Raw genomic sequence first — 1,715 nt, 5'->3', positions numbered from 1 at the left:
CGGCATCTCCGCCTGCCGGGGTGCTCTGCGCACCGCTCTCGCCCGTCCGCGTGTCATCGCGGCCGCGGCCTCCCCGGCGGCACCGCTCCCCGTCCCCAGGGGATCGGTGCCCGTCTTCGGCCGGCCCGTGGGGCCGGTGTCCTGCCTCCCGCTCAGCGGGTGATCAGATCGGCGACGGCCTGGGCCTGGCTCGCCATCTGCTCCCACCCACCGAAGAGCAGCACCAGGAGCACAGCGCACGGCAGGGCCATCGCCAGTGCCACGGCCGGGTGGCGCGTGGGCTGCTCGGTTGACCGGGACCGGACGAAGGCCTGCCGGCGGCGGCTGGGAGTTCCCGTGAGCTGCGGTGGCATGTCCTTGCTCCTGATCCGGTCGAGTTGGCGCGGTGGACGGCTTACCTCGGGGGACGAGTTCCCCGTCCACCGCTGAGCACAACGCTATTGGTCGAGGGGTTGTCCGGGCGTCATGCCGTCGTACCGTTCCTCGGACGTCCCGGAGGATGACGATGGGACCCGAGGCCTACTACCGCAGGGGGACGGAGGTCTCATCCGGCCCCCGGGGGAACCCTGAGGGGCAACCCCGAGAAACCCTTCGGTGGCTCTGTGACCTGCGACCCAGCGCAAGATCGGACAATCGCACGGCGGCTTGAGGTGTTGCGTATCAGCACACCGCAGCGGGCAGTCCGTAAGCTGTGCCAGACAGAAACTGACGACGGCCCAACCGACGGGGCCTCACCCACCGGCTGACGGGGAACGAAACATGGCGATGATGCGGCTGAGGCGTGAGGACCCCCGCATCGTCGGGCCGTACCGCCTGCACCGGCGACTGGGCGCCGGCGGGATGGGCGTGGTGTACCTCGGGTCCGACCGCCGCGGGCAGCGCGTCGCCCTCAAGCTGATCCGCGCCGAACTCGCCGAGGACCAGGAGTTCCGCACCCGGTTCGCCCGCGAGATCGCCGCCGCCTCCCGGATCCGGGGCGGCTGCACCGCGCGCGTGGTCGGCTCGGACATCGAGGCCGACCGGCCCTGGCTGGCCACCGCCTACGTGCCGGGGCCCTCCCTCTACAAGCGCGTCGGCGACGAGGGGCCGCTGAACTGGCCCGAGGCGGCCCGGATCGGGGCCTCGCTGGCCGACGGGCTGGTCAAGGTGCACGAGGCGGGCGTGGTCCACCGGGACCTCAAGCCCTCCAACATCCTGCTCTCGCCCCGCGGCCCCCGGATCATCGACTTCGGCATCGCCTGGTCGCGCGGCGCCAGCACGCTCACCCATGTCGGCACCGCGGTCGGCTCACCCGGCTTCCTCGCGCCCGAGCAGGTGCGCGGCGCCGCCGTCACCCCCGCCACGGACGTCTTCGCCTTCGGGGCCACGCTCGCGTACGCGCTCACCGGCGACACCCCGTTCGGGTCCGGGGCGTCCTCCGAAGTGATGCTCTACCGGGTCGTCCACGAGGAGCCCGACCTCTCGGCGGTGCCTCCGCAGCTGGCGCCGCTGATCCGCGCCTGCCTGGCCAAGGAGCCCGCCGAGCGCCCCGGGGCGTCCGCGCTGCACGAGCGGCTCAGCGAGCTGGCGGCGCGCGGCGCGGCCGCGGGCTCCCCCGGCGGTGCCCGCGCGGCACGGCACGGGCGGGGCCCGGCGGCTCCGGCACCCGCTCCGGCACCCGCGCCCGCCCCGGCACCGGGTCGGCCCGAGGGCGGACGGCAGGGCGTCCCGGCCCC

Annotated in this window: 2 protein-coding genes; one reads left to right on the top strand and one right to left on the bottom strand. The window is 74.5% G+C overall.

Features of this window, described 5'->3' with window-relative positions:
- Positions 1-152 precede the first annotated feature (152 nt).
- Positions 153-353, bottom strand: coding sequence for a hypothetical protein (locus ACFRMQ_RS40570; protein WP_380735939.1), 201 nt, complete (start codon positions 351-353; stop codon positions 153-155).
- A gap of 406 nt (positions 354-759) precedes the next feature.
- On the opposite strand from ACFRMQ_RS40570, the gene ACFRMQ_RS40565 reads away from it, so the two are divergent.
- The coding region (locus ACFRMQ_RS40565; protein WP_380735938.1) for a serine/threonine-protein kinase at positions 760-1,715 on the top strand (956 nt) is incomplete at its 3' end.

The organism is Kitasatospora sp. NPDC056783 (assembly GCF_042789895.1).
Classification (GTDB): domain Bacteria; phylum Actinomycetota; class Actinomycetes; order Streptomycetales; family Streptomycetaceae; genus Kitasatospora.
The sequence above is the reverse complement of the archived record's forward strand: the minus strand, read 5'-3'. Positions and strand labels throughout refer to the sequence as shown.

Excerpts from the sequence above, each read along its gene's own strand:
- ACFRMQ_RS40570 (WP_380735939.1), bottom strand. The coding sequence starts at position 353 with ATGCCACCGCAGCTCACGGGAACTCCCAGCCGCCGCCGGCAGGCCTTC.